General features: G+C 55.3%; 21 protein-coding genes and 2 tRNA genes. 17 read left to right on the top strand and 6 right to left on the bottom strand.

Going from position 1 to position 25117, the window contains the following annotated elements; all coding sequences use genetic code 11:
- Positions 1 to 49 precede the first annotated feature (49 nt).
- Positions 50 to 126: transfer RNA gene (locus IEX01_RS20985), tRNA-Asp, on the top strand.
- Between the two features lie 8 nt (positions 127 to 134).
- Positions 135 to 210 (top strand) — tRNA-Trp (locus tag IEX01_RS20980).
- Between the two features lie 120 nt (positions 211 to 330).
- Here IEX01_RS20980 and hdfR read toward each other — a convergent pair.
- Complete coding sequence (hdfR, locus tag IEX01_RS20975) at positions 331 to 1152, bottom strand: HTH-type transcriptional regulator HdfR (protein ID WP_024561593.1); 822 nt, start codon at positions 1150 to 1152, stop codon at positions 331 to 333.
- 119 nt (positions 1153 to 1271) lie between these two features.
- Between hdfR and IEX01_RS20970 the strand changes: the two genes are divergently transcribed.
- On the top strand, positions 1272 to 1610 hold the full coding sequence (locus IEX01_RS20970; protein WP_024555816.1) for a MaoP family protein: 339 nt from the start codon (positions 1272 to 1274) through the stop codon (positions 1608 to 1610).
- A gap of 86 nt (positions 1611 to 1696) precedes the next feature.
- On the opposite strand, the gene IEX01_RS20965 is transcribed toward IEX01_RS20970, so the two are convergent.
- The gene (locus IEX01_RS20965; RefSeq protein ID WP_188724478.1) at positions 1697 to 3214 is read right to left on the bottom strand and encodes a YifB family Mg chelatase-like AAA ATPase; all 1518 of its coding nucleotides are present in this window, start codon (positions 3212 to 3214) and stop codon (positions 1697 to 1699) included.
- Between the two features lie 351 nt (positions 3215 to 3565).
- Here IEX01_RS20965 and ilvL point away from each other — a divergent pair, with 351 nt between their 5' ends.
- The 6 genes from ilvL to ilvA all read left to right on the top strand — a co-directional run bounded on the left by ilvL (position 3566) and on the right by ilvA (position 10115).
- Positions 3566 to 3664, top strand: a complete 99-nt coding sequence (gene ilvL, locus IEX01_RS20960) for an ilv operon leader peptide (protein WP_049293751.1) — start codon at positions 3566 to 3568, stop codon at positions 3662 to 3664.
- A gap of 139 nt (positions 3665 to 3803) precedes the next feature.
- Positions 3804 to 5450: an acetolactate synthase 2 catalytic subunit gene (gene ilvG, locus IEX01_RS20955; protein WP_188724476.1), complete on the top strand. Its 1647-nt coding sequence runs from the start codon at positions 3804 to 3806 to the stop codon at positions 5448 to 5450.
- Complete coding sequence (ilvM, locus tag IEX01_RS20950; RefSeq protein ID WP_024555813.1) at positions 5447 to 5704, top strand: acetolactate synthase 2 small subunit; 258 nt, start codon at positions 5447 to 5449, stop codon at positions 5702 to 5704. Before ilvG ends, ilvM begins: the two co-directional genes overlap by 4 nt.
- A 17-nt stretch (positions 5705 to 5721) precedes the next feature.
- Positions 5722 to 6660, top strand: a complete 939-nt coding sequence (locus IEX01_RS20945) for a branched-chain amino acid transaminase (RefSeq protein WP_024555812.1) — start codon at positions 5722 to 5724, stop codon at positions 6658 to 6660.
- 58 nt (positions 6661 to 6718) lie between these two features.
- Entirely contained in the window at positions 6719 to 8569 is a 1851-nt protein-coding gene (ilvD, locus tag IEX01_RS20940; protein WP_024555811.1) for a dihydroxy-acid dehydratase, read from the top strand.
- 1 nt (position 8570) lies between these two features.
- Positions 8571 to 10115, top strand: a complete 1545-nt coding sequence (ilvA, locus tag IEX01_RS20935; RefSeq protein WP_024555810.1) for a threonine ammonia-lyase, biosynthetic — start codon at positions 8571 to 8573, stop codon at positions 10113 to 10115.
- Here ilvA and ilvY read toward each other — a convergent pair.
- Positions 10112 to 11005 carry an HTH-type transcriptional activator IlvY gene (gene ilvY / locus IEX01_RS20930; RefSeq protein ID WP_024555809.1) on the bottom strand — a complete coding sequence of 298 codons (894 nt, stop codon included), beginning with the start codon at positions 11003 to 11005 and terminating at the stop codon, positions 10112 to 10114. The genes ilvA and ilvY overlap by 4 nt on opposite strands.
- A 166-nt stretch (positions 11006 to 11171) precedes the next feature.
- On the opposite strand from ilvY, the gene ilvC reads away from it, so the two are divergent.
- The gene (ilvC, locus tag IEX01_RS20925; RefSeq protein ID WP_024555808.1) at positions 11172 to 12647 is read left to right on the top strand and encodes a ketol-acid reductoisomerase; all 1476 of its coding nucleotides are present in this window, start codon (positions 11172 to 11174) and stop codon (positions 12645 to 12647) included.
- 636 nt (positions 12648 to 13283) lie between these two features.
- Here ilvC and ppiC read toward each other — a convergent pair.
- Positions 13284 to 13565: a peptidylprolyl isomerase PpiC gene (gene ppiC, locus IEX01_RS20920; RefSeq protein WP_024555327.1), complete on the bottom strand. Its 282-nt coding sequence runs from the start codon at positions 13563 to 13565 to the stop codon at positions 13284 to 13286.
- Positions 13566 to 13682: 117 nt separating this feature from the next.
- On the opposite strand from ppiC, the gene rep reads away from it, so the two are divergent.
- Positions 13683 to 15704, top strand: coding sequence for a DNA helicase Rep (rep, locus tag IEX01_RS20915; RefSeq protein WP_024558977.1), 2022 nt, complete (start codon positions 13683 to 13685; stop codon positions 15702 to 15704).
- A gap of 27 nt (positions 15705 to 15731) precedes the next feature.
- On the opposite strand, the gene gppA is transcribed toward rep, so the two are convergent.
- Both gppA and rhlB read right to left on the bottom strand, forming a co-directional pair.
- Entirely contained in the window at positions 15732 to 17216 is a 1485-nt protein-coding gene (gene gppA, locus IEX01_RS20910) for a guanosine-5'-triphosphate,3'-diphosphate diphosphatase (protein ID WP_188724475.1), read from the bottom strand.
- Positions 17217 to 17222: 6 nt separating this feature from the next.
- Positions 17223 to 18491: an ATP-dependent RNA helicase RhlB gene (rhlB, locus tag IEX01_RS20905; RefSeq protein ID WP_024558975.1), complete on the bottom strand. Its 1269-nt coding sequence runs from the start codon at positions 18489 to 18491 to the stop codon at positions 17223 to 17225.
- A 300-nt stretch (positions 18492 to 18791) separates the two neighbouring features.
- Here rhlB and IEX01_RS21890 point away from each other — a divergent pair, with 300 nt between their 5' ends.
- The 6 genes from IEX01_RS21890 (at position 18792) to wecC (ending at position 25073) form a co-directional block, all read left to right on the top strand.
- Positions 18792 to 18878 (top strand): rho operon leader peptide, encoded by an 87-nt coding sequence (locus IEX01_RS21890; protein ID WP_125454280.1) that lies wholly within the window; start codon positions 18792 to 18794, stop codon positions 18876 to 18878.
- A gap of 83 nt (positions 18879 to 18961) precedes the next feature.
- A complete protein-coding gene (rho, locus tag IEX01_RS20900) occupies positions 18962 to 20221 on the top strand; it encodes a transcription termination factor Rho (protein WP_004386383.1) in 1260 nt (419 codons plus the stop codon).
- A 242-nt stretch (positions 20222 to 20463) separates the two neighbouring features.
- Positions 20464 to 21561 (top strand): UDP-N-acetylglucosamine--undecaprenyl-phosphate N-acetylglucosaminephosphotransferase, encoded by a 1098-nt coding sequence (gene wecA, locus IEX01_RS20895; RefSeq protein WP_024559851.1) that lies wholly within the window; start codon positions 20464 to 20466, stop codon positions 21559 to 21561.
- Between the two features lie 17 nt (positions 21562 to 21578).
- On the top strand, positions 21579 to 22625 hold the full coding sequence (wzzE, locus tag IEX01_RS20890) for an ECA polysaccharide chain length modulation protein (RefSeq protein WP_024558973.1): 1047 nt from the start codon (positions 21579 to 21581) through the stop codon (positions 22623 to 22625).
- A gap of 58 nt (positions 22626 to 22683) precedes the next feature.
- Positions 22684 to 23814 carry a non-hydrolyzing UDP-N-acetylglucosamine 2-epimerase gene (gene wecB / locus IEX01_RS20885; protein WP_024558972.1) on the top strand — a complete coding sequence of 377 codons (1131 nt, stop codon included), beginning with the start codon at positions 22684 to 22686 and terminating at the stop codon, positions 23812 to 23814.
- Complete coding sequence (gene wecC, locus IEX01_RS20880; protein WP_188724474.1) at positions 23811 to 25073, top strand: UDP-N-acetyl-D-mannosamine dehydrogenase; 1263 nt, start codon at positions 23811 to 23813, stop codon at positions 25071 to 25073. Before wecB ends, wecC begins: the two co-directional genes overlap by 4 nt.
- The last annotated feature ends 44 nt before the right edge of the window (positions 25074 to 25117 follow it).

Here is a 25117-nt window from a genome sequence, read left to right as displayed (position 1 = left end):
TAAGCAGTAAAACCGGGGCAACAAACCGGTGGTTGTAGAAAAATTCGGTGGAGCGGTAGTTCAGTCGGTTAGAATACCTGCCTGTCACGCAGGGGGTCGCGGGTTCGAGTCCCGTCCGTTCCGCCACCCTATTTAGGGGCGTAGTTCAATTGGTAGAGCACCGGTCTCCAAAACCGGGTGTTGGGGGTTCGAGTCCCTCCGCCCCTGCCAGAAATAATCCTTAGCATTTGCTAAGGATTTTTTTTGTCTAAAATTCCTGCCTTATTTACCGCATTATTTACCGCACTCACCCTGTTACTTCCCTGTAACGATAAGTCTCTTTAATGATTTTTAAGAAAGCACTGACATTCTCAGGATCTCTTTAATAGCGTTCTGCTTATCGCTGTTTTGCAGCCAGATAGCATAAAGCGGACGTGACAGAACGGGGCTATCCGTTACGGTATAGAGATTAGTTCTCTCCTTCGCCCATTGCACGGGTAACCAGGTACAACCTTTTAGCTCCGGTAATAATCGCTGTGCAATTTTTGCCGAACTGGTCGTTAGCATCGGTACATCATCGTGAGCGAGAAGCCCCGATTCGTGCTGCTGAAAATCGGGTCCCCATTCCAGGCGCAAATAGTTCAACCCGACTTTGCTTGTTTCCGGGCTGGAGCAATAAAGCGCCAAAGAAAAACTGCCCAATAACTGGCTGGCGAACTCATCCATCTTGGGCGCTTCAGTGGTGATAAGCAGATCAAGCTGTCGCTCATGCAGTTGTTTTACTAATGATTGGCGCTGGGCTATACGCGCTTCGAACTGCATACCGTCATGCTGATGATAAAGCCTCGCCAGCCACCCCGACAGCATGCATTCCCATAGCGAGGCGCTGGCCCCTATGGAGAACTCGTTATGCCGTGTCGTATGCGCTACCTCCTTTTTAGCGGCTTGCCATGTGCTCATCAGGCTTTCGGCATAAGGCAGCAATCGCTCGCCTGCGGTAGTTAATCGTATGTTATTGCGATGACGAGTGAAAAGGCTCACCCCTAACTGGTTCTCAAGCTGTCGAATACGAAAACTTACCGCTGACTGCGTCAGATAAAGCGCTTCGGCAGCGCGGCCAAAATGTCTCGTTCTGCTTACTTCAAGAAAGGTTTTCAGCAAGTCGGTATCCACAGCTTTCTCCGCAAAAATATTTATCAATATGATTTAAATGTTTTGTTTTACACTCTGTCAAGCGTAACTAATACTCCGCGCCATAAATAGCTCGGCCAAGAGAATTAGGAGCGTGTAGGATGGCGGAAAGCTTTACGACGACTAATCGATTTTTCGACAACAAATATTATCCGCGCGGGTTCTCTCGCCATGGTGATTTCACAATCAAAGAAGCACAACTGCTGGAACGCTTTGGTTACGCTTTCAACGAACTCGATCTTGGTAAGCGTGAGCCAACCACTGAAGAAGAAAAGCAGTTCGTAGAAGTATGCCGCGGTGAGCGCGAGCCAGTAACGGAAGCTGAACGTGTATGGTCCAAATATATGGCGCGTATCAAGCGTCCTAAGCGCTTCCATACCCTCTCCGGCGGTAAGCCGCAGATGGAAGGAGCGGATGATTACGCGGAAAGCGATGATTAATAAAAATGGGGCGTTAGCCCCATTTTTATTGCCTGCGATGTGGCGTCAGTGAGCGGGTTACTGCATTGACAATTCGTTTCCGGCTATTACATAAGGTTATGTAAATAAGCCAGAAGACGATCGATGGCGCGATAATGGAGCGCTTCCTGAAGATGCTCCCGTCTGATCTGTTGGGTTTGCTCACAATCCGCTATCGTCCGCGCCACTTTCAGTAAGCGCTGCCACGCGCGGACTGAAAGCCCCAGTTTTATCAACGCTTCCTCCAGCCACTGCGCGTCTGTTTTTGCCAGATGACAATGCTGGCGAATCTCATGGTTATCCAGTAATGCATTAAGTTTGCCTTGTCGCTCCAGCTGCCGCTGACGCGTTGCTATTACTCGTTTCCTGACGCAGTCTGTGGTTTCCCCTTCGGTTAACGGCTGGCTGAGCGTGCCGGAAGGAAGAAGAGGAACTTCAAGCGAGATATCGAAACGGTCCAGGAAGGGGCCGGAAAGGCGTCCCAGGTAACGTAACACCTGATCGGGCGAGCTGCGGTTATGCGGGCCTTTATAATGCCCCGTAGGGCTGGGATTCATCGCGGCAATAAGCTGGAAGCGGGCAGGGTAGCTAATCTTCGCTCGCGTACGGGAGATATGAATATGGCCCGATTCTATAGGCTCACGCAATGCATCCAGCACCCTCCTTTCAAACTCAGGTAGCTCATCGAGAAATAATACGCCGTTATGCGCGAGCGAAATTTCACCCGGCGCCGGAATAGCGCCGCCGCCTACCATCGCTGTTAGCGAGGCGCTGTGATGAGGCGCCCTGAATGGCCGTTGTCGCCAGTGCTTGTGCAGCGAGGCTGCACCAACGAGGCTTAATATCGCCGCGCTCTCCAGCGCTTCCTCATCGCTAAGCGGCGGTAGCAAACCGTTAAGGCGGCTCGCCAGCATGGTTTTACCGGTTCCAGGCGGACCGAGAAAGAGTAAGTTATGTCCGCCAGCCGCGGTCAGTTCCAGAGCGCGTTTTGCCTGCTGCTGGCCAATAACCTCGCTGAGGTCGCCCTCAGCCTGGCACGTTTCGACAGGCGTGCTTACAGGCTGCGGTAGCGTTGCTTTACCCTCAAGCCAGGCGCAAACCTCCTGAAGATGCTGAGCGGCCAGACAACCCTGCTGGCTGATAAGCCCGACTTCAGGCGCGTTATCTTGTGCTACGACTATTTGTCGACCGCAGCGTAAGGCTTCCATTGCAGCGGAAATGGCTCCCGGTACGCCGCGCAGAGCGCCTGTCAGCGCCAGTTCGCCAACAAACTCGACGTCCCCCAGCCTGGAGGCATTGAGCTGCTCAGAAGCGGCGAGAAGGGCGATTGCGATAGGCAGATCGTAGCGGCCGCCCTCTTTAGGGAGATCGGCAGGCGCCAAATTGATAGTGATCTTCTTTGCCGGAAAGGTATAACCACTGTTGATGAGTGCGCTACGTACGCGATCCCGGGCCTCTTTCACCGTAGTCTCAGGCAGGCCGACAATGGTCAGGCCGGGTAGCCCCGCACTGATATGTACTTCAACCGTGACCAGCGGCGCGTTAACGCCTAGCGCGGCGCGCGTATGAATAACAGACAGCGACATAACCCCTCCTTTACATCGCTATCCTGCGCCGCTTAAAGGTTCGCTACGAGGCGCTATTCCGGCTTTTTCGCGTCAGGTTCCAGACATTTTAATAATTTTGCAGTAGCAATTATTTCTATGCGGCTTGTTTCGCAAATTGAAAGGTAAAATACCGAGCAAGCTTAAAAAGCATTCATTAATCTTATACTTCGTGAAAAATTGTCATCTTTGGTTTCTCTTTGATAATTAATAGTTTTATTAAGAATAATTAACACGCTTGCTAAAATGGAAATAAAAATTTCTTGTCTTTGCTGTCACCTCTGTGATAACTCTTTAGGCATTCCTTCGAATCCGATGTAAGAACAGACAAAAATGAAAGCCCTTCTACGAGTGATTAGCCTTGTCGTGATTAGCGTGGTGGTGATTATTATCCCACCGTGCGGGGCTGCACTTGGACGAAGAAAGGCTTAAAAATCAAGCCTGAATCAACGAGAACCCCCGCACCGAAAGGTCCGGGGGTTTTTTTATGACCTAAAAATTTAAACGAGGAGCAGAAGATGAGTAGTAGCACAAAATTCTGTTCGCCGAGAAATAAGGCGGGGAACTGACTATGAATGGTGCACAGTGGGTGGTACATGCTTTGCGAGCGCAGGGTGTCGAGACAGTTTTCGGTTATCCGGGCGGGGCAATAATGCCGGTCTATGATGCATTGTACGACGGCGGCGTGGAACACCTATTGTGCCGGCATGAGCAGGGCGCGGCTATGGCGGCCATCGGCTATGCCCGTGCAACGGGCAAAACGGGCGTCTGCATTGCCACTTCTGGCCCTGGTGCGACTAACCTCATCACCGGCCTTGCTGATGCGCTGCTGGATTCTATCCCCGTCGTCGCCATCACCGGCCAGGTCGCTGCGCCGTTCATCGGCACCGATGCTTTTCAGGAGGTGGATGTCTTAGGTTTGTCGTTGGCCTGCACCAAGCACAGCTTCCTGGTTGAATCTCTCGACGAGTTGCCGCGTGTGCTCGCAGAAGCTTTTGCGGTGGCGAACTCGGGTCGCCCGGGGCCGGTACTGGTCGATATTCCAAAAGATATTCAACTGGCGAGCGGGGATTTGGAACCGTGGCTCTCCACCATCGAAAGTGATAATGCGCTGCCTTATGCCGAACTGGAGCAGGCCCGCCAGTTACTGGCTGGCGCGCAAAAACCGATGCTCTACGTTGGCGGCGGCGTCGGTATGGCGCAGGCAGTGCCCGCGCTGCGCGAATTTATGGCGGCGACGCGCATGCCGTCCGTCGTTACTCTCAAAGGCCTCGGCGCGGTAGACGCCGCCGACCCGTATTATCTCGGCATGCTGGGTATGCACGGCACCAAGGCCGCGAACCTGGCGGTGCAGGAGTGCGATTTGTTGATTGCTGTCGGCGCGCGTTTCGACGATCGCGTAACCGGCAAGCTCAATACCTTTGCGCCGCACGCCAGCGTAATTCATATGGATATCGACCCGGCGGAACTCAACAAGTTGCGCCAGGCGCATGTTGCGCTGCAGGGCGAGCTCAACGCGCTGCTGCCTGCTCTGCAGCAGCCGCTGGCTATCGATGATTGGCGTCAGGCGGTAGCGCGGCTGCGTGCGGAGCAGGGCTGGCGTTACGATCATCCGGGCGAAGCTATCTATGCGCCGCTGCTGTTAAAGCAGCTCTCTGAGCGTAAGCCGTTCAATAGCGTAGTGACGACTGACGTTGGTCAGCATCAGATGTGGACGGCTCAGCATATGACCTTCAGCCGCCCTGAAAACTTCATCACCTCCAGCGGGCTGGGGACGATGGGCTTCGGCTTGCCCGCTGCGGTAGGCGCGCAGGTCGCGCGTCCGGAAGATACGGTTATCTGCATCAGCGGCGACGGCTCGTTCATGATGAACATCCAGGAATTAGGCACGGTGAAGCGAAAGCAACTGCCGCTGAAGATAGTGCTGCTGGATAACCAGCGTCTGGGCATGGTTCGTCAGTGGCAGCAACTCTTTTTCGCCGAGCGCTACAGCGAAACCACGCTTACCGATAACCCCGATTTTCTCATGCTGGCCAACGCCTTCGGCATTCCCGGCCAGCGTATTACCCGTAAAGACCAGGTGGAAGCAGCGCTGGAGACCATGCTGAATAGCGAAGGGCCATATCTGCTGCACGTCTCGATTGATGAACACGAGAACGTCTGGCCTCTGGTGCCGCCCGGCGCCAGCAACTCACAAATGCTGGAGAAACTGTCATGATGCAACATCAACTGGCCGTGCAGGCTCGCTTTCGTCCGGAAACGCTGGAACGCGTATTGCGCGTGGTGCGCCACCGTGGTTTTCAGATCTGCGCCATGAATATGGAGACGGGCTCCAACGCCGAAAATATAAATATCGAACTGACCGTTGCCAGCCTTCGGCCTGTCGAATTACTGTTTACTCAATTAAGCAAGCTGGTTGACGTTGCCTGCGTCGAGATCCAGCAACCCACATCACAACAAATCCGCGCCTGAGCGCAAAAGGAAGAAAAATGACGACGAAAAAAGCTGATTACATTTGGTTCAACGGTGAGATGGTTCCGTGGGGCGAAGCAAAAGTTCACGTAATGTCTCATGCGTTGCACTACGGTACATCGGTGTTTGAAGGGATTCGTTGCTACGAGTCGCACAAAGGCCCGGTGGTTTTCCGCCACCGCGAACATATGCAGCGTCTGCGTGATTCCGCCAAAATTTACCGTTTCCCGGTTTCCCAGAGCGTGGATGAGCTGATGGAAGCGTGCCGTCAGGTCATTCGTAAAAACAACCTGACCAGCGCTTACATTCGCCCGCTGGTTTTCGTTGGCGATGTCGGCATGGGCGTCAACCCGCCTGCGGATTACACCACTGATGTGATCATCGCCGCGTTCCCGTGGGGCGCTTACCTGGGTGCAGAAGCACTGGATCAAGGGATCGACGCGATGGTTTCCTCCTGGAACCGCGTGGCGCCGAACACCATTCCGACAGCCGCAAAAGCGGGCGGCAATTATCTCTCCTCCCTGCTGGTGGGCAGCGAGGCGCGCCGTCACGGTTATCAGGAAGGTATCGCGCTGGATGTGAATGGCTATATCTCTGAAGGCGCGGGCGAAAACCTGTTCGAAGTGAAAGACGGCATTCTGTTCACCCCGCCGTTCACCTCTTCCGCACTGCCGGGCATCACCCGCGACGCCATTATCAAGCTGGCGCAGGATCTCGGCATTGAAGTTCGCGAGCAGGTGCTCTCTCGCGAATCCCTCTATCTGGCGGACGAAGTGTTTATGTCTGGTACCGCGGCGGAAATCACGCCGGTGCGCAGCGTAGACGGCATTCAGGTGGGCGAAGGCCGCTGCGGCCCGGTCACCAAACGCATCCAGCAGGCTTTCTTCGGCCTGTTTACGGGTGAGACTGAAGATAAATGGGGCTGGTTGGATCAGGTTAACCCCTCAGCAAAATAACACACGCACGGGCGGCAGAGAGCCGCCCGGCTTATGTACAGACTGGAGTGAAAAAAGCATGCCTAAGTACCGTTCTGCCACTACGACTCACGGCCGCAACATGGCGGGCGCCCGCGCGCTGTGGCGCGCCACCGGGATGACCGACGCCGATTTCGGCAAACCCATTATCGCGGTGGTGAACTCCTTCACCCAGTTCGTGCCAGGGCACGTGCATCTGCGCGATCTGGGCAAACTGGTCGCGGAGCAAATTGAAGCCGCAGGCGGCGTGGCGAAAGAGTTCAACACCATCGCGGTGGATGACGGCATCGCTATGGGCCACGGCGGCATGCTTTATTCACTGCCGTCTCGCGAACTTATCGCTGATTCCGTGGAGTACATGGTGAACGCCCACTGCGCCGACGCCATGGTCTGTATCTCTAACTGCGATAAAATCACCCCCGGCATGCTGATGGCCTCACTGCGCCTTAACATTCCGGTGATTTTTGTTTCGGGCGGCCCGATGGAAGCGGGTAAAACCAAGCTTTCCGATCAGATAATCAAGCTCGACCTGGTGGATGCGATGATTCAGGGCGCGAACCCGAACGTCAGCGACGAACAGAGCGATCAGGTAGAGCGTTCCGCCTGCCCGACCTGCGGTTCCTGCTCCGGTATGTTCACTGCCAACTCCATGAACTGCCTGACCGAAGCGCTGGGCCTGTCCCAGCCAGGCAATGGCTCGCTGCTGGCGACCCACGCCGACCGTAAAGAGCTCTTCATCAATGCCGGTAAGCGAATCGTTAGCCTGACCAAACGTTATTACGAGCAGGATGACGCCAGCGTGCTGCCGCGCAACATCGCCAGCAAAGCAGCGTTTGAAAACGCCATGACGCTGGATATCGCTATGGGCGGCTCCACCAATACCGTATTGCACCTGCTGGCCGCCGCGCAGGAAGCGGAAATCGATTTCACCATGAGCGACATCGACCGCCTTTCGCGTAAAGTGCCGCAGTTGTGCAAGGTGGCGCCGAGCACTCAGAAGTATCACATGGAGGATGTGCACCGTGCGGGCGGGGTTATCGGCATTCTCGGCGAACTGGATCGCGCAGGCCTGCTGAACCGCGAGGTCAACAACGTACTGGGGCTGACGCTGCCGCAGACGCTGGAGCAATATGACGTCATGCTGACGAAAGACGATGCGGTGCGCAGCATGTACACCGCCGGCCCGGCGGGTATCCGCACCACTAAAGCGTTTTCGCAATCCTGCCGCTGGGATTCGCTGGATACCGACCGTCAGGATGGCTGTATTCGCTCACTGGAACACGCCTATAGCCAGGACGGCGGTCTCGCCGTGCTTTATGGCAACTTCGCCGAAAACGGCTGCATCGTAAAAACCGCAGGCGTGGACGACAGCATTCTGACATTCCGCGGTCCGGCGAAAGTCTATGAAAGCCAGGACGATGCGGTAGAAGCGATTCTCGGCGGCAAAGTCGTCGAAGGCGACGTTGTGGTGATCCGCTATGAAGGGCCGAAAGGCGGGCCAGGCATGCAAGAGATGCTTTATCCCACCACCTTCCTGAAATCGATGGGCCTTGGCAAAGCGTGCGCCCTTATCACCGACGGCCGTTTCTCAGGCGGCACTTCCGGTCTTTCTATCGGCCACGTCTCTCCGGAAGCGGCGAGCGGCGGTAATATCGCGCTGATTGAAGATGGCGACATGATAACTATCGATATTCCGAACCGCGGCATTGCGCTTGAATTAAGCGAGCGGGAGCTGGCGGCGCGCCGTGAAGCGCAGGAAGCTCGCGGCGCTGATGCCTGGACTCCGCGTAACCGCGAACGTCAGGTTTCCTTCGCGCTGCGCGCTTACGCAAGTCTTGCGACCAGCGCCGATAAAGGCGCGGTGCGCGATAAGTCGAAGCTGGGAGGCTAAGATGGCCGAATCGCAACCGCTATCCGCCGCCCCGTGTGGGGCGGAATACTTGCGGGCCGTGCTGCGCTCGCCCGTGTATGAAGTCGCCCAGGTGACGCCGCTGCAAAAGATGGAGAAGCTCTCCTCGCGGCTTGATAACGTCATCCTGGTGAAGCGCGAAGACCGCCAGCCGGTGCACAGCTTCAAGCTGCGCGGCGCCTACGCCATGATTGCCGGTTTAACCGCCGAGCAAAAAGCGCGTGGCGTGATTACGGCTTCGGCAGGGAATCACGCCCAGGGCGTGGCGTTTTCTTCCGCCCGTCTCGGTATTAAATCGCTGATTGTCATGCCGGTGGCGACAGCGGATATCAAAGTGGATGCGGTGCGCGGCTTTGGCGGCGAAGTACTGCTGCATGGCGCAAACTTCGATGAGGCGAAAGCAAAGGCTATTGAGCTTTCTAAACAGCAGGGCTTTACCTGGGTGCCACCGTTTGACCATCCGGCAGTCATTGCCGGTCAGGGTACGCTGGCGCTGGAGCTGCTGCAGCAGGACGCGCATATCGATCGCGTATTCGTGCCGGTCGGCGGCGGCGGGCTGGCGGCAGGCGTGGCGGTGCTTATCAAACAACTGATGCCGCAGATCAAAGTGATCGCGGTAGAAGCCGAAGATTCCGCCTGCCTGAAGGCGGCGCTGGATGCGGGGCAGCCGGTGGATTTGCCCCGCGTCGGGCTTTTTGCCGAAGGGGTGGCGGTCAAACGCATTGGCGATGAAACCTTCCGCGTCTGTCAGGAATACCTGGACGACATCGTGACGGTGGACAGCGACGCTATCTGTGCGGCGATGAAAGATCTGTTTGAAGATGTAAGGGCCGTGGCGGAGCCTTCCGGCGCGCTGGCGCTGGCGGGCATGAAAAAGTACATCGCCCAGCATAACCTGCGCGGCGAGCGGCTGGCGCATGTGCTTTCCGGTGCGAACGTTAACTTCCACGGCTTACGCTACGTCTCTGAGCGTTGCGAACTGGGTGAACAGCGCGAAGCGCTGCTGGCGGTGACTATTCCGGAAGAGAAGGGCAGCTTCCTGAAATTCTGTCAGCTGCTGGGAGGACGTGCGGTAACGGAGTTTAACTACCGCTTTGCGGACGCTAAAGACGCCTGCATATTTGTCGGCGTGCGCATCAGCCGCGGGCTGGAAGAGCGGCATGAAATTATCGCGCAACTCACCGAAGGCGGCTACAGCGTAGTGGATCTTTCAGACGACGAAATGGCGAAGCTGCATGTGCGCTATATGGTCGGCGGACGGCCTTCGCGTCCGCTGCATGAGCGGCTCTACAGCTTCGAGTTTCCCGAATCTCCCGGCGCGCTGCTTAAGTTTCTGCATACGCTCGGCACCCACTGGAATATCTCGCTGTTCCACTACCGCAGCCATGGAACGGACTATGGCCGGGTGCTGGCGGCGTTTGAACTGGGCGACAACGAGCCGGACTTCGAAACCCGACTCAATGAGCTTGGCTACGACTGCCATGACGAGAGCCATAACCCGGCGTTTCGTTTCTTCCTGGCGGGTTAACGATATCCCGGCAGTAATTTCCAGAAAGCATCCACAAGCGGCTCATGCAGCCGCTTTTTTTGCGCGCATACGCCCAACTCAAACGGCGTCTTCTCGTCGCTGCGCTCGAGGATCATGACGCGGTTACGCACCGGCTCAGGGCTGTTTTCCAGCACCACTTCCGGTATAAGCGCCACGCCGCAGCCGAGCGCCACCATCGACACCATCGCCTCATGCCCGCCTACTGTTGCGTAGATGGACGGGTTGCTGATTTTTTGGCGGCGGAACCATAGCTCAATGCGCCGGCGCACCGGGCCCTGATCGGGCAGGATAAACGGCACTCGCGTCCAGTCGGGAGCGGGTTGCGTTACCTGCGTGCGAACCGGGCAGGGAAGAGCAGGTGCTATCAGCACGACGGAAAGGTTTTCCAGGGTTGAGAACGCCACGGCGGCGGGCAACGCTTCAGGCTTACCGGCAATCGCCAGATCCGCTTCGCCGGAATTGACTTTTTCCACCGCATCCGCCGCGTCGCCGGTGGTGAGTTTGATCTCAACCGAAGGATGCTCGGCGCGAAAGCGGTCCAGAATCGGCGGCAGATGGCTGTAAGCGGCGGTCACCGAGCAGAACAGGTGCAGTTCGCCGGAAAGCGACGGCCCTTGCTGATCGATGGTATGGCGCAACTGCTGGTACTGCAACAGCGTATGTTGAGCGAACTGGCGCAGCTCTTCGCCCGCTTCTGTCAGCGTGACGGTGCGGTTGTCGCGCACGAAAAGGGGCTGGCCGAGGTCTTCTTCCAGCCGCTGGATCTGACGAGAAAGCGTCGACGGGCTGACATGCATGGCGCGCGCGCTGCGCCCGAAATGCCGGCTATCCGCCAGATGCAAAAAGGTTTTCAGGTCGCGTAAATCCACAGTCCGGGCTCCTCGGGTTTATGTTGCAAATATTGCAATGTGACGTTGTTAATATATCAATTTCAGCAACGCTTTTCCTGTCATATAGTGGGTGCATTCACGTAAGCTATGACACGGCTGACGTACTGAACAGAAAAGCACATCATCACACCGACGGAGTTACACAATGGCTAATTACTTCAATACTTTGAATCTGCGTCAGCAGCTGGCGCAACTGGGTAAATGTCGCTTTATGGCGCGCGACGAGTTCGCCGATGAAGCAAGCTACCTCAAAGGGAAGAAAGTGGTCATTGTCGGTTGCGGCGCGCAGGGCCTGAACCAGGGGCTAAATATGCGTGACTCCGGCCTCGATATCTCCTACGCCCTGCGCCCGGAAGCTATCGCGGAAAAACGCGCCTCCTGGCGTAAAGCCACTGAAAACGGCTTCAAAGTCGGCACCTATGAAGAACTGATCCCGCAGGCGGACCTGGTGGTTAACCTGACGCCGGACAAGCAGCACTCTGACGTCGTGCGCGCCGTACAGCCGCTGATGAAAGATGGCGCGGCGCTGGGCTACTCTCACGGTTTCAATATCGTAGAAGTTGGCGAGCAGATCCGTAAAGACATTACCGTCGTGATGGTGGCGCCAAAATGCCCGGGTACGGAAGTGCGTGAAGAGTATAAGCGCGGCTTCGGTGTGCCGACGCTTATCGCTGTTCACCCGGAGAACGACCCGAAAGGCGAAGGCATGGCGATCGCAAAAGCCTGGGCGGCAGCAACCGGCGGCCACCGTGCAGGCGTGCTGGAGTCCTCCTTCGTTGCAGAAGTAAAATCTGACCTGATGGGCGAGCAGACCATCCTGTGCGGCATGCTGCAGGCGGGTTCGCTGCTCTGCTTCGATAAGCTGGTGGAAGAGGGCACCGACCCGGCCTACGCAGAAAAACTGATCCAGTACGGCTGGGAAACCATTACCGAAGCGCTGAAGCAGGGCGGCATCACGCTGATGATGGACCGTCTCTCTAACCCGGCGAAACTGCGCGCCTACGCGCTTTCCGAACAGCTGAAAACCATCATGGCGCCGCTGTTCCAGAAACATATGGACGACATCATTTCCGGCGAGTTCTCTTCCGGCATGATGGCGGACTGGGCGAACGACGATAAGAAACTGCTGACCTGGCGTGAAGAAACTGGCCAGACCGCCTTTGAAAACGCGCCGCAGTTTGACGGCAAAATCAGCGAGCAAGAGTACTTCGATAAAGGCGTGCTGATGATTGCAATGGTGAAAGCAGGCGTTGAGCTGGCGTTCGAAACCATGGTGGATTCCGGCATCATTGAAGAATCCGCTTACTACGAATCGCTGCACGAGCTGCCGCTGATTGCCAACACCATTGCCCGTAAGCGCCTGTATGAAATGAACGTGGTTATCTCCGATACGGCAGAATATGGCAACTATCTGTTCGCTAACGCTGCGGTGCCGCTGTTAAAAGAATTTATGACTACGCTGCAGCCGGGCGACCTTGGCAAAGCGGTAGAAGGCACTGCGGTTGATAACGCGCAACTGCGCGACGTAAACGAAGCTATCCGCAACCACGAGATCGAAAAAGTGGGCCAGAAACTGCGCGGTTATATGACCGATATGAAGCGTATTGCCGTCGCAGGCTGATTCCCCGTCGTCTTTTGACCCGCAGCGGCGTTGGCATCGTTCGCCCACCCCAGTCGCATAGTGAGTCTATGCTCCTGGGGATGCGCTCTCTTGCCGCCTTGCTGCAAGCCAAAATCCATAGGGGAATACCTACGCCGTCGTCTTTTGACCCGCAGCGGCGTTGGTATCGTTCGCCCACCCCAGTCGCATAGTGAGTCTATGCTTCTGGGGATGCGCTCTCTTGCCGCCTTGCTGCAAGCCAAAATCCATAGGGGAATACCTACGCCGTCGTCTTTTGACCCGCAGCGGCGTTGGTATCATTCGCCCACCCCAGTCGCATAGTGAGTCTATGCTTCTGGGGATGTGCTCTCTTGCCGCCTTGCTGCAAGCCAAAATCCTTAGGGGAATACCAACGCCGTCGTCTTTTGACCCGCAGCGGCGTTGGCATCGTTCGCCCACCCCAGTCGCATAGTGAGTCTATGCTCCTGGGGATGTGCTCTCTTGCCGCCTTGCTGCAAGCCAAAATCCTTAGGGGAATATTTACGCCGTCGTCTTTTGACCCGCAGCGGCGTTGGCACCGTTCGCCAACGCCAGTCGCCAGAAAACGCCAGGCGCGCACGAAAGCAAAAAGGCCTTCTCTGAGAGAAGGCCTTTTTATTAGTTTCGGTACAGCACTTTAATGATGTGGTAGCCGAACTGGGTGTGCAGCGGGCCGGTCGGCTCCAGCACCGGGCAGGAGAAGACCACTTTATCGAACGCCGGAACCATCTGACCCTGACGGAATTCGCCCAGGTGTCCGCCCTTTTTACCGGACGGGCAAGTAGAGTGTTTCTTAGCCAGCTTTTCGAAATCGCCGCCGTTTTTGATTTGTTCCAGCAGATCCAGTGCCAATTTTTCTTCTTTAACAAGGATATGCATTGCTGCTGCGGTTTTTGCCATGATCGTGCCTTGAGTGGGATGAATAACGCTCGCTATACTACCACGCTCTTTTCCCCTTCGTACTGCTGTACCTGCCGTGGGGATCTGCCTTCTCTTCTGACTTTCACTGAGTAACTTATGCGTTTAAACCCAGGCCAACAACAAGCCGTAGAATATGTAACCGGACCCTGCCTGGTGCTGGCGGGCGCGGGCTCGGGTAAAACACGCGTCATTACCAATAAAATCGCCCATCTTATCCGCGGCTGCGGCTATCAGGCGAAACACATCGCGGCGGTGACTTTTACCAACAAAGCGGCGCGAGAAATGAAAGAGCGCGTGGCGCAAACCCTCGGGCGCAAAGAGGCGCGCGGGCTGATGATTTCTACTTTCCACACGCTGGGGCTGGAGATCATCAAGCGGGAATATAACGCGCTGGGGATGAAAGCCAATTTCTCGTTGTTTGACGACACCGACCAGATGGCGCTCATCAAAGAGCTGACGGAAGGGCTGGTGGAGAATGATAAATCGCTGTTGCAACAGCTTATCTCCACCATCTCAAACTGGAAGAACGACCTGCTCAACCCGCTTCAGGCCGCGGCGCAGGCCAAAGGCGAGCGGGACCGTATTTTCGCCCACTGTTACGGCCTGTACGACGCGCATCTGAAAGCCTGTAACGTGCTCGATTTTGACGACCTGATTCTGCTGCCGACGCTGCTGCTTCAGCGCAACGAAGAGGTGCGCGAGCGCTGGCAAAACCGCATTCGCTACCTGCTGGTGGATGAGTACCAGGATACCAATACCAGCCAGTATGAGCTGGTGAAGCTGTTGGTGGGCGCGCGGGCGCGCTTCACCGTGGTGGGCGATGACGATCAGTCTATCTACTCCTGGCGAGGGGCGCGCCCGCAAAACCTCGTGCTGCTGAGTCAGGATTTTCCGGCGCTGCAGGTTATCAAGCTTGAGCAGAACTACCGCTCGTCCGGACGCATTCTGAAAGCGGCAAACATCCTTATCGCCAACAACCCGCACGTCTTCGAGAAAAAGCTCTTTTCCGAACTGGGATATGGTCCGGAACTGAAAGTGCTGACGGCCAATCACGAAGAGCATGAGGCGGAGCGCGTAACCGGCGAGCTTATCGCCCATCACTTTATTAATAAGACGCAGTATAAGGATTACGCCATTCTTTACCGCGGCAACCATCAGTCGCGCGTATTTGAAAAGCTGCTGATGCAGAACCGTATTCCTTACCGGATCTCCGGCGGAACCTCGTTTTTCTCCCGACCAGAAATCAAAGACTTGCTCGCTTACCTGCGCGTGCTGACTAACCCCGACGACGACAGCGCTTTTCTGCGCATTGTAAATACGCCCAAGCGCGAGATTGGCCCGGCGACCCTGCAGAAACTGGGCGAATGGGCGATGAGCCGGAACAAAAGCTTGTTCACCGCCAGCTTCGACATGGGGCTGAGCCAGACGCTGACCGGACGCGGCTATGAGTCGTTGACGCGCTTTACCCACTGGCTTGGCGACGTGGCGCGTCTGAGCGAGAGGGAGCCGGTGGCTGCCGTGCGCGATCTTATCCACGGCATCGATTACGAAGCCTGGCTTTATGAAACGTCGCCCAGCCAGAAGGCCGCCGAAATGCGTATGAAAAACGTTAACCAGCTCTTTAGCTGGATGACGGAGATGCTGGAAGGCACGGAACTGGACGAGCCGATGACGCTGACTCAGGTCGTCACCCGTTTTACGCTGCGCGATATGATGGAGCGCGGTGAAAGCGAAGAAGAGCTCGATCAGGTTCAGTTAATGACCCTTCATGCTTCAAAAGGCCTGGAGTTCCCGTATGTTTTTCTGGTCGGCATGGAAGAGGGATTACTGCCGCACCAGAGCAGCATTGATGAAGACAATATCGACGAAGAGCGGCGTCTGGCTTACGTCGGCATCACGCGTGCGCAGAAAGAACTCATTTTTACGTTATGCAAAGAGCGTCGGCAGTATGGCGAGCTGGTGCGCCCGGAGCCGAGCCGCTTTTTACTGGAGCTGCCGCAGGACGACCTGGCCTGGGAAACCGAACGCAAAGTGGTCTCGGCCGAAGAGCGAATGCAAAAAGGGCAGGCGAACGTAGCGAATATTAAAGCGATGCTGGCGAAAGCGCGCGGCGGTTAAAGCGAAAAAGCCTCCCTCGGGAGGCTTTTATTTTATCTCCAGCGACCAGTGAACGTAGCTTTGCCACTGGCTCTCCTGTTCTATTAGCTCCGCGCCCAGCGGATGCGCCGCCAGCCAGCCTTCCGGTAAAGCCAGCGAAAGCGTTTCGCCCTGCGCTTTAACGTTAATATCAGGCAGTAAATCATCACGACGGCGATTGGCGAAAATAATTGCCAGGCGCAGCAAACGACATAAGCGCTCCGCTACGCGGGGCGGTACGGCGTTTTGCTGATGCAGCGAGGAGAGATCCGCCGGGTTGGTCTGGTTAAGCAGCAGTGTTGACAGCAGTTTCTTTTGCGCGGGGGTAAAGCCGGGCAGATCCAGGTTGCTCACCAGATACGCGGCATGCTGCGGCGCGCGTTTAAAATCGACGCTCAGGCCAATCTCGTGCAGCAGGCAGGCGCTGCGCAGCAGCTGGCGGCTAAGCGCGTCGAGATCCCATTCCCCGGCCAGCGTTTCGGCGAAACGGTCCGCCAGTTGAGCCACGCGCTCCGCCTGTTCGGTATCCACCATAAAACGGCGCTGAATGTTCTTCAGCGTGCGGCTGCGGATATCCTGATCGACGGCAAGATGCAGCATGCCGTAAACCAGGCCTTCACGCAGCGCGCCGCCCGCAAGCGTCATACATTCAATGTGGAGCTCGTTGAAAATGGCTAACAGAATGGCAAGGCCGCTTGGAAAAACCAGCGCGCGTTCAAGCGTCAGACCTTCAATCTCCAGCTCTTCCAGACGGCCGCAGGCGATAGCGCGCGCTTTTAACTGCTGCAGCTTGGCCAGGGTGATGCGCTCATCCATGCCCTGCGCCATCATAATTTCCTGCAGCGCCTGAACGGTGCCGGAGGCGCCGACGCAGATTTTCCAGCCGTGCTGGCGAAGGTCGTTAATCACAGGCTGTAAAACTTCACTGGCGGCCTGTTCGGCGGCGGCGAAGTTTTCTTTGGTAAGGCTACGGTCGGTAAAAAAGCGTTCAAGCCAGGTGACGCAGCCCATCGACAGACTGAAGAGTGAAGTGGCGTGGGCGCCGGTGCCGGTAACCAGTTCTGTGCTGGCGCCGCCGATGTCCACGACCAGACGCTGATCCGCGCCGCCAGTGGTATGCGCTACGCCCTGATAAATCAGCCGCGCTTCTTCTTCGCCCTTAATGACTTGCACCGGACAGCCCAGGATTTCCTGCGCGCGTGCAATAAATTCCTGGGAGTTACTAGCCAGCCGCAGCGTGGCGGTCGCCACTACGCGCACTTGCTCAGGGGGGATATCCTGCAGCCGCTCGGCAAAAAGGCGCAGACACTGCCAGCCGCGCTCCATCGCTTCAGCAGAAAGAAGATTGTCCGCGCTAAGGCCCGCCGCCAGGCGAACCTTACGCTTGATGCGAGACAGCGTTTGAATGCTTCCTGCCACCTCGCGCACCACCAGCATATGAAAGCTGTTCGAGCCTAAATCAATTGCCGCATAGAGGGAGGTGGAGCTGCGCATAACACGTTACCCTGTGCGACGACGGTTGCGCGGGGCGCCGCCTGTACGGCGCGGGCCGTTGCCGGAACGCGTGCGCGTCAGGCGCTTCGGCGGCGGCAGTTCGCTTAACAGCGCATCCGGGTTGTACTTGCTTACCGGAATGGTGTGGCCGATATAGCTTTCTATCGCCGGCAGGTTCAGCGCGTACTCTTCACAGGCGAGGCTGATTGAGTGGCCGCTGGCGCCTGCACGGCCAGTACGGCCAATACGGTGGACATAATCTTCGCAGTCATCCGGCAGATCGTAGTTAAAGACGTGCGTCACCGCCGGAATATGCAGGCCGCGCGCCGCCACGTCCGTTGCGACCAGAATATCAAGATCGCCGCGGGTAAACTCTTCAAGAATGCGCAGGCGTTTTTTCTGCGCCACGTCGCCTGTCAGCAGACCGACGCGATGACCATCCGCCGCCAGATGTCCCCAGATATCTTCGCAACGGTGTTTCGTGTTGGCGAAAACAATGGCGCGCTCCGGCCACTCTTCTTCAATAATGGTTTGCAGCAAACGCATTTTTTCTTCGTTAGAAGGGTAGAAGAGCTCTTCTTTAATACGGTGGCCTGTTTTTTGTTCCGGCTCCACTTCTACGTATTCCGCATTGTTCATTTGCTCGAAGGCGAGCTCGCGAACGCGGTAAGAGAGCGTAGCGGAAAAGAGCATGTTCAGGCGCTGCGTTGCAGGCGGCATGCGGCGGAACAGCCAACGGATATCTTTAATAAAGCCGAGATCGTACATGCGGTCGGCTTCGTCCAGCACTACGACCTGAATAGCGCCGAGGTTAATGTGGTTCTGTTTGGTGTAGTCGATGAGACGACCAGTGGTGCCGATAAGAATATCGACGCCGCTTTCCAGCACTTTCAGCTGTTTGTCGTAGCCGTCGCCGCCGTAAGCCAGGCCAAGCTTAATACCGGTCGCCTGCGCCAGCGGTTCGGCATCAGAATGAATCTGCACCGCCAGTTCGCGGGTCGGCGCCATAATCAGAGCGCGAGGCTGGTTCACCTGACGGTTTTCAGCGGCCGGATGTGAGAGTAGATAATGAAACGTTGACGTTAAAAACGCCATCGTTTTGCCGGTACCGGTTTGCGCCTGCCCTGCAACGTCACGTCCCGTCAGCGTTAACGGGAGTGCCAGTGCCTGAATAGGGGTGCAATTATGAAAGCCTTTCTTTTCAAGGGCTTCCACCACTTTAGGGTGCAGGGCGAAGTCGGAAAACTTCTGTTCTGTTAAATGTGTTTTGCTCATAGTGTGGTAGAATATCAGCTAACTATTGCTTTACGAAAGCGTATCCGGTGAAATAAAGTCAACCTTATGTTGGTTAATGCTACACCAACATGAAAGGCCTAATCTTCTGGAGTAAAACGTAAGAACTTTTGCGCCGGTGCGAACAGAATTCCGGAAATTGTCCGGACCGCTGGACGCCCGGCGTGAGTCATGCTAAGTTATTTTTCAGCTTCATTTAAACTTACCTTTTAGTTTGAATCTTGTAATACCCGACACTTCCCGCCATTCAATACCAGCACCAAAGCGGTACGCGAGAAGTGAATTGTTCCGGGGCTATCACTCAATCCGTCTCGTCGTTTCAGTTCTGCGTTCTTTCCTGTGACCAGACAGCGTACAGACATGAGTTGAAAGCCACTAACAGGCATGGATGATCCTGCCATTCCATTCACAAATACGTTCGAGATTTACCCCGAGTTTAAGAACCCACCATTATGAATCTTACCGAATTAAAGAATACGCCGGTTTCTGAGCTGATCACTCTCGGCGAAAATATGGGGCTGGAAAACCTGGCCCGTATGCGCAAACAGGACATTATTTTCGCCATCCTGAAACAGCACGCGAAGAGTGGCGAAGATATTTTTGGCGACGGTGTGCTGGAGATATTGCAGGATGGATTCGGTTTCCTCCGCTCCGCAGACAGCTCCTACCTCGCCGGTCCTGACGACATCTACGTATCTCCCAGCCAAATCCGCCGTTTCAACCTCCGCACAGGGGACACCATCTCCGGTAAGATTCGACCGCCAAAAGAAGGCGAGCGTTACTTTGCACTGCTGAAGGTGAACGAGGTTAACTTCGATAAGCCGGAAAACGCGCGCAACAAGATCCTGTTCGAAAACTTAACGCCGCTGCATGCGAACTCCCGTCTGCGTATGGAGCGCGGCAACGGCTCCACCGAAGATTTAACCGCTCGCGTGCTGGACCTTGCTTCTCCGATTGGCCGCGGTCAGCGTGGTCTGATTGTAGCGCCGCCGAAAGCGGGTAAAACCATGCTGCTGCAGAACATTGCGCAGAGCATCGCTTATAACCATCCGGATTGCGTGCTCATGGTGCTGCTTATCGACGAGCGCCCGGAAGAAGTGACCGAGATGCAGCGTCTGGTTAAAGGCGAAGTGGTTGCTTCCACCTTCGACGAGCCGGCATCCCGCCACGTTCAGGTCGCCGAAATGGTCATCGAGAAGGCCAAGCGTCTGGTAGAGCATAAAAAAGACGTTATCATTCTGCTGGACTCCATTACCCGTCTGGCGCGCGCCTACAACACCGTTGTGCCGGCATCCGGCAAAGTGTTGACCGGTGGTGTTGACGCGAACGCCCTGCATCGTCCGAAGCGTTTCTTCGGCGCCGCGCGTAACGTGGAAGAGGGCGGCAGCCTGACCATTATTGCGACTGCTCTGATTGATACTGGCTCCAAAATGGACGAAGTTATCTACGAAGAGTTTAAAGGCACCGGCAACATGGAATTGCACCTGTCCCGTAAGATTGCGGAAAAACGTGTATTCCCGGCCATTGATTACAACCGCTCCGGCACCCGTAAAGAAGAGTTGCTGACAACTCAAGAAGAGTTGCAGAAGATGTGGATTCTTCGCAAAATCATTCACCCGATGGGTGAAATCGACGCGATGGAATTCCTCATCAATAAGCTGGCGATGACTAAAACGAACGATGAGTTCTTTGATATGATGAAGCGCTCGTAATCGCTAAAAACTCGGGGAACGCCACGTTACGACGTGGCGTTTTCGTTCGTGCCGTGAGAGCATATCCGGCGTGATACGTTATGCATTTGGGCATTTATGCGCCTGTTCTTAGTCAGTCTGGGCTATGTTTATCTTAATGAATAATAAAGTCTGTTCAGGGATGAGTGGTGGTATATGTTTTTGATGATTAACCTCCGCGGTTATACTTCCTCCGGACTTAACGTTTGCAGAGAGCGCATACTGTGAATTTAGTAACCGCTGGTACTGAGCTGCTCAGTATTTTTTTGTTCACCTTTGTTTTTATTTTCTTCGCTCGAAAAGTCGCTAAACGCATCGGTTTGGTCGATAAGCCTAACTTTCGTAAGCGTCATCAGGGGTTAATTCCACTTGTGGGCGGGATTTCTGTCTACGCAGGGATCTGTTTTACATTTGGTATCGCAAATTACTATATTCCCCACGCATCTCTCTACCTTACCTGCGCCGGTATCCTCGTTCTCGTCGGGGCGCTGGACGATCGGTTTGATATCAGCGTAAAAATTCGCGCGACTATTCAGGCGATTATCGGCATTGTTATGATGGTGGTGGGCGGTCTTTACCTCAGCAGTCTTGGCTATATTTTTGGCTCATGGGAGATGGTGCTGGGTCCCTTTGGCTACTTCCTGACGCTGTTTGCTGTCTGGGCCGCCATTAACGCATTTAATATGGTGGACGGCATTGACGGGCTGCTTGGTGGCCTTTCCTGCGTGTCATTCGCCGCTATTGGCATCATTCTCTGGTTTGATGGACAGATAAGTCTCGCTATGTGGTGTTTTGCGATGATTGCCGCCATCCTGCCTTACATTCTGCTTAACCTGGGCGTACTGGGCCGTCGCTATAAAGTGTTTATGGGCGATGCAGGCAGTACGCTGATTGGTTTTACCGTTATCTGGATCCTGCTGGAAACCACCCAGGGTAAAACGCACCCCATTAGCCCGGTTACCGCCCTGTGGATTATCGCCATTCCATTAATGGATATGGTCGCCATTATGTATCGCCGTCTACGCAAAGGCATGAGCCCTTTTTCGCCGGACCGGCAGCATATTCATCATCTTATCATGCGCGCAGGTTTTACTTCCCGCCAGGCGTTCGTCTTGATTACGCTCGCTGCCGCGCTTTTGGCTGGCATTGGCGTAGCGGCAGAATATGCGCACTTCATACCTGAATGGGTAATGCTGTTGCTCTTTTTGCTGGCCTTTTTTCTTTATGGCTACTGTATTAAACGGGCATGGAAAGTGGCGCGTTTTATTAAACGAGTAAAGCGCCGCATGCGTCGGAGTAACAACAAACCCACCATTCAATAAAACAGAGCGGGGAAGCGATGAAACAACCATTGCCGGAGGCACAAGGCAGAGTTGCAGAGAACGAACTGGATATCCGTGGCCTGTTCCGTACGCTTTGGACTGGAAAAGCGTGGATTGTCGGTATTGCGCTGCTGTTTGCAATCGGGGCTTTTGTCTATACCCTCTTCGCCAGGCAAGAGTGGAGCGCGACGGCGATTACAGACAGGCCGACGGTGAATATGTTAGGCGGCTTCTATTCGCAGCAGCAGTTTCTGCGCAACCTGGATATCAAAACCGACAACGGGTCGGTCGCTCAGCCTTCTGTAATGGATGACGCTTACAAGGAGTTCATTATGCAACTCTCTTCGTGGGATACTCGCCGGGATTTCTGGTTGCAGACGGACTACTACAAACAGCGTAAAGTAGGAAACAGTAAAGCGGACGCGGCTCTGCTTGATGAGCTTATCGACAATATTCAGTTCACCGCCGGGGATATCACCCGCAATCTTAGTGACAATGTTCGGCTGACTGCGGAAACCGGACCGGATGCCAACAACCTGCTTCGCCAGTATGTCGCTTTCGCCAGCCAGCGGGCCGCCAGCCATCTTAATGATGAACTGAAAGGCGCCTGGGCTGCGCGGACAATACAGATGAAAGCGCAGGTTAAGCGCCAGGAAGCGGTAGCGAAAGCGATTTACGACCGTAAAGTCCATAACGTTGAGCAGGCGTTGCGGGTCGCGCAGCAGCACAATATTGCTCGCAGTGAAACGGAAGTGCCGCCGGATGAATTGCCCGATTCTGAACTTTTCATGCTCGGACGTCCGCTGTTGCAGGCAAGACTGGAAAACCTTCAGGCGGTCGGCGCGACCTATGATATCGACTACGATCAAAACCGGGCTATGCTGGCGACACTCAATGTTGGCCCCGTCCTCGATCCCCGTTTTCAAACCTATCGTTACCTGCGCACTCCGGAAGAACCTGTCAAGCGCGATAGCCCGCGTCGCGCATTTTTGATGATTATGTGGGGTACTGTGGGTGTGTTGATTGGCGCAGGCGTTGCACTGGCTCGCCGTCGTCCAGAGTAACAACGGCGCTTTAAGTGGAGGCGGTCTCGCCTCCACCGGTAAACTTAAGAGAAACGTTGTGAAAGTACTAACCGTTTTTGGCACGCGTCCGGAAGCAATTAAGATGGCGCCGCTGGTGCACGCGCTGGCAAAAGATCCTTTTTTTGAAGCAAGAGTCTGCGTCACTGCCCAGCATCGTGAAATGCTGGATCAGGTTCTGAATCTGTTTTCCATTGTGCCAGACTATGATTTAAATATTATGAAACCTGGCCAGGGACTTACGGAAATTACCTGCCGTATCCTTGAAGGCATGAAGCCCATTCTGGAATCTTTCCGGCCTGACGTGGTGCTGGTGCATGGCGACACGACGACAACAATGGCGGCGAGCATGGCTGCCTTTTACCAGCGCATTCCGGTGGGGCATGTGGAAGCTGGTTTGCGTACCGGGGATCTCTATTCGCCGTGGCCGGAAGAGGCAAACCGCACCCTGACAGGCCATTTGGCCATGTATCATTTTGCTCCGACACAAGACGCCCGCCAAAACCTGCTGCACGAACGTATACCGGAAAACCATATTTTTGTTACCGGCAATACCGTCGTCGATGCTTTAATTTCCGTACGCGATCGGGTGATGTCGGATGATAGCCTGCGCGTTTCGCTGGCTAAGCAATATTCATTTTTAGACAGTGATAAAAAATTAATTCTGGTAACCGGACACCGTCGAGAAAGCTTTGGCGAAGGATTTGAGCAAATCTGCAAGGCGCTGGCCGAAATCGCCGCGCGAAATCAGAATGTGCAAATTGTATATCCAGTGCATATGAATCCAAACGTTCTGGAGCCGGTGAAACGTATCCTGGGCCATGTAGAAAACGTGGTGCTCATTGAACCGCAAGAATATCTCCCCTTTGTCTGGCTGATGAATCACGCTTGGCTGATTTTGACCGACTCCGGCGGCATTCAGGAAGAGGCGCCGTCGCTCGGCAAGCCGGTCCTGGTGATGCGCGATACCACAGAACGACCGGAAGCGGTGAGAGCCGGGACTGTTCGTTTGGTCGGCACTAATGCCGACCATATTGTCCACGAAGTCACAAAATTACTTCACAACGAGGATGAGTATCTGGCCATGAGCCATGCTCATAACCCTTACGGCGACGGGCAGGCCTGTGAGCGGATTCTGCACGCACTGAAAAATAATCGGATATCAGTATGAGTTTTAATACCATCTCGGTGATTGGTCTGGGATATATCGGTTTGCCAACTGCGGCGGCTTTTGCTTCACGACAAAAGCGGGTTATTGGTATTGATATCAACCGGCACGCCGTTGACACCATCAACCGCGGTGAAATTCATATCGTCGAACCTGAGTTAGATCAGGTCGTGAAAACGGCGGTGCAGGCAGGCTATCTGCGCGCCACCACCCGTCCTGAAGAAGCGGATGCTTTCTTGATTGCTGTGCCAACGCCGTTCAAAGGCGAACACGAGCCTGATATGACTTATGTGCAGGCGGCGGCGCAATCTATCGCGCCGGTATTAAAAAAAGGAGCGCTGGTCATTCTGGAATCTACCTCGCCAGTCGGCGCGACAGAACAGATGGCGCAGTGGCTTGCCGCGCTGCGCAGCGATCTGACCTTTCCGCAGCAGGCAGGCGAAAGCGCGGACGTTAATATCGCCTATTGTCCTGAGCGCGTGCTGCCGGGGCAGGTGATGGTCGAGCTGATTAAAAATGACCGCGTGATAGGCGGTATGACGCCAGCCTGTTCAGCGCGCGCCAGCGAACTCTATAAAATTTTCCTTGAAGGCGAGTGCGTACTAACTAACGCCCGCACGGCGGAGATGTGCAAGCTGACTGAAAATAGCTTTCGCGACGTCAATATCGCTTTTGCTAACGAACTTTCGCTCATTTGCGCCGAGCAAGACATTAACGTCTGGGAGCTTATCCGCCTCGCCAACCGTCATCCCCGCGTTAATATTCTGCAACCTGGCCCGGGCGTTGGCGGGCACTGCATTGCAGTGGACCCGTGGTTTATTGTGGCGCAAAACCCACAGCAGGCGCGGCTTATCCGTATCGCTCGCGAAGTGAACGACAGCAAACCGCACTGGGTTATTCATCAGGTGAAGGAACGTGTCGCCGACTGCCTCGCGGTAACCAACAAGCGCGCCTCTGAACTGAAAATCGCCTGCTTTGGCCTGGCGTTCAAGCCAAACATTGACGACTTGCGTGAAAGCCCGGCGATGGAGATAGCCCAGCTGATTGCCGACTGGCACAGCGGTGAAACGTTGGTGGTGGAACCGAATATTCATCAACTGCCGAATAAGCTCTCCGGAAAATGCCAGCTGGTGGCGCTTGAAGAAGCGCTGCGCAGTGCGGACGTGCTGGTGATGCTGGTCGACCACAAAGAGTTCAGGGCTATTGCAGGCGAGGCCATCACCCAGCAGTGGGTGATAGATACCAAAGGCGTATGGCGCTAATGTCACGCGCTTTTTTGCGGGCTCATTACCCTGAGAGCTTGTGA

Origin of the sequence: Franconibacter daqui, assembly GCF_014644275.1 — a bacterium.
Lineage (GTDB): Bacteria > Pseudomonadota > Gammaproteobacteria > Enterobacterales > Enterobacteriaceae > Franconibacter > Franconibacter pulveris.
Note: the sequence above shows the minus strand (reverse complement) of the source record. Positions and strands in the feature narration are given on the sequence as shown.

What these genes read in the sequence shown, in the direction of transcription:
- IEX01_RS20970 (WP_024555816.1), top strand. Translation starts at nt 1,272, where the DNA reads ATGGCGGAAAGCTTTACGACGACTAATCGATTTTTCGACAACAAATAT.
- IEX01_RS20965 (WP_188724478.1), bottom strand. Translation starts at nt 3,214, where the DNA reads ATGTCGCTGTCTGTTATTCATACGCGCGCCGCGCTAGGCGTTAACGCG.
- ilvL (WP_049293751.1), top strand. Translation starts at nt 3,566, where the DNA reads ATGAAAGCCCTTCTACGAGTGATTAGCCTTGTCGTGATTAGCGTGGTG.
- ilvG (WP_188724476.1), top strand. Translation starts at nt 3,804, where the DNA reads ATGAATGGTGCACAGTGGGTGGTACATGCTTTGCGAGCGCAGGGTGTC.
- ilvM (WP_024555813.1), top strand. Translation starts at nt 5,447, where the DNA reads ATGATGCAACATCAACTGGCCGTGCAGGCTCGCTTTCGTCCGGAAACG.
- IEX01_RS20945 (WP_024555812.1), top strand. Translation starts at nt 5,722, where the DNA reads ATGACGACGAAAAAAGCTGATTACATTTGGTTCAACGGTGAGATGGTT.
- ilvD (WP_024555811.1), top strand. Translation starts at nt 6,719, where the DNA reads ATGCCTAAGTACCGTTCTGCCACTACGACTCACGGCCGCAACATGGCG.
- ilvA (WP_024555810.1), top strand. Translation starts at nt 8,571, where the DNA reads ATGGCCGAATCGCAACCGCTATCCGCCGCCCCGTGTGGGGCGGAATAC.
- ilvC (WP_024555808.1), top strand. Translation starts at nt 11,172, where the DNA reads ATGGCTAATTACTTCAATACTTTGAATCTGCGTCAGCAGCTGGCGCAA.
- ppiC (WP_024555327.1), bottom strand. Translation starts at nt 13,565, where the DNA reads ATGGCAAAAACCGCAGCAGCAATGCATATCCTTGTTAAAGAAGAAAAA.
- rep (WP_024558977.1), top strand. Translation starts at nt 13,683, where the DNA reads ATGCGTTTAAACCCAGGCCAACAACAAGCCGTAGAATATGTAACCGGA.
- gppA (WP_188724475.1), bottom strand. Translation starts at nt 17,216, where the DNA reads ATGCGCAGCTCCACCTCCCTCTATGCGGCAATTGATTTAGGCTCGAAC.
- rhlB (WP_024558975.1), bottom strand. Translation starts at nt 18,491, where the DNA reads ATGAGCAAAACACATTTAACAGAACAGAAGTTTTCCGACTTCGCCCTG.
- rho (WP_004386383.1), top strand. Translation starts at nt 18,962, where the DNA reads ATGAATCTTACCGAATTAAAGAATACGCCGGTTTCTGAGCTGATCACT.
- wzzE (WP_024558973.1), top strand. Translation starts at nt 21,579, where the DNA reads ATGAAACAACCATTGCCGGAGGCACAAGGCAGAGTTGCAGAGAACGAA.
- wecC (WP_188724474.1), top strand. Translation starts at nt 23,811, where the DNA reads ATGAGTTTTAATACCATCTCGGTGATTGGTCTGGGATATATCGGTTTG.